Source organism: Novosphingobium organovorum (assembly GCF_022832435.1).
GTDB lineage: Bacteria > Pseudomonadota > Alphaproteobacteria > Sphingomonadales > Sphingomonadaceae > Novosphingobium > Novosphingobium organovorum.
In genome coordinates this window covers 1-1,760 of sequence record NZ_JALHLF010000226.1, presented here as the reverse complement: position 1 = coordinate 1,760, position 1,760 = coordinate 1, and the positions used below count along the sequence as shown (strand labels likewise).

Sequence of the window (1,760 nt, the reverse complement as noted above, 5' to 3'; positions counted from 1 at the left end):
GCGCCGCAGCCCGCCGCTCCGTGGAGCGCCCCGCGCGACGCGACGCACTATGGGGCCGACTGCGCGCAGGCCCCCTTCCCGCCCGACGCGGCCCCGATCCGCACCACGCCTTCGGAAGACTGCCTCTACCTCAACGTCTGGCAACCGGCCGGGACGCGGGCGGGCGCCAGGCTGCCGGTCATGGTCTGGATTCACGGCGGCGGCTTCGTCAACGGCGGCTCCTCGCCCGCGATCTACGCCGGGGACAGCTTCGCGCGCGACGGGATCGTCTTCGTCAGCCTGAACTACCGGCTGGGGCGCTATGGCTTCTTCGCGCACCCCGGCCTCAAGGCCGAGGGCGGCGGCGGCAACTTCGGCTATCTTGACCAGATTGCCGCGCTCAAGTGGGTCCAGGCGAACATCGCGCGCTTTGGCGGCGATCCGGCCCACGTGACCATCGCGGGCGAGAGCGCGGGCGGCATGTCGATGCACATGCTGCTCCAGTCGCCGCTGGCGCAGGGGCTGTTCGAACAGGCCATCGTCGAATCGGGGGGCGGACGCTCGCGCACCATGGCCCAGCCGACCATCGCCACCTCGGCCGCGGCGGGCGAGGTCTTCGCGCCCGGCCTCGACGCGGCGGCGCTGCGGGCGCTGCCCGCCGCCACGGTGACCGGCGACCTGTCGATGATGACCATGGCCAAGCCAGGCTACGCCGGGCCGCTGGTGGACGGCAGGACGATCCTGGGCGAACCGCTCGCCGCCGCGAAGAACGGGCTCGACGCGCGCGTGCCGGTGCTGATCGGCGCCAATTCGGCGGACGGCTTTCCCTTCGTGACCGACAAGGACGCGATCTTCGCCGGCTTTGGCGCGGACGCCGCCGAGGCCAGGCAGATCTACGACCCCACCAACAGCGCCAGCGGCCTTCAGGTCGGCACCGCGACCACCGCCGATGCGATGATGATCGAACCCGCGCGCGCGATCGCCCGTGCGCTCGCCCCGCGCCAGCCGGTCTACTACTACCGCTTCGCCTTCCCCGTGCCCGGCGCGTCGCAAGCGATGGGCGGCGCCCCGCACGCGAGCGAAATCCCCTACGCCTTCGACACGCTCGCCGCGCGCACCGGGGCCGGGCCGACGGCGGCCGAAACCGCAACGGCCAGGCTGATGCACGCCTACTGGGTCAATTTCGTCAAGACCGGCACCCCCGATGGCCAGGGCCTGCCCGCCTGGCCCAAGGCCTCGGACTCGGGCGCCGACAGGGTCCAGGTGATCGATGCCAAGGGCGCGCGCAGCCAGGCCGATCCGCTCACCCAGCGGCTCGACTTCGCGCAGAAGCGCGCCGAGGCGGGCACGCCCTGACACGTCCTTCCAACCACCCGCACGGTGCACGCAGCGCGCACCGTGCGGGGTCGGCCCACGATCACGGCATGGCGGCGTAGAGCAGCCCCAGCACTCCCAGAACGACCGCCACGAAGACAGCTCCCACGATCAGGTCACGCGGGCCGAAACGGTCGTAGTGCTGCGCGCGGTAGGCGCGGTAACCCTCGGCCGTTTCGGGTTCGCAGGCGAGGATGCCGAAATCGAGCGGGGTCGCCTCGCGGCGGAACCAGTGGTGGATCCGGGCCAGTTCGTCGGGCTCGATCGCGGGATAGCTGCGCAGCAACAGGGCAATGCGCATACGCTCTTGTGCGGCGTCGAGCGCCGCGTGGGTCGAAGTCATGACAGGTTTTTCCTGAAACGAGAAGACATCGCCGCGCGCGCGAGGGGGCGCCGCGCGGCCGGGC

At 71.8% G+C, this 1,760-nt stretch carries 2 protein-coding genes; one reads left to right on the top strand and one right to left on the bottom strand.

Features of this window, described 5'->3' with window-relative positions:
* Nucleotides 1-1,335 (top strand): carboxylesterase/lipase family protein (locus MTR62_RS20880; RefSeq protein ID WP_244024575.1); only part of this gene is annotated, 1,335 nt, incomplete at its 5' end.
* 61 nt (nucleotides 1,336-1,396) lie between these two features.
* Here MTR62_RS20880 and MTR62_RS20875 read toward each other — a convergent pair.
* On the bottom strand, nucleotides 1,397-1,696 hold the full coding sequence (locus tag MTR62_RS20875) for a hypothetical protein (protein WP_244024573.1): 300 nt from the start codon (nucleotides 1,694-1,696) through the stop codon (nucleotides 1,397-1,399).
* Between the last annotated feature and the right edge of the window lie 64 nt (nucleotides 1,697-1,760).

Bases quoted from the DNA above. Each gene is read 5' to 3' on its own strand.
- MTR62_RS20875 (WP_244024573.1), bottom strand. From the start codon at position 1,696: ATGACTTCGACCCACGCGGCGCTCGACGCCGCACAAGAGCGTATGCGC.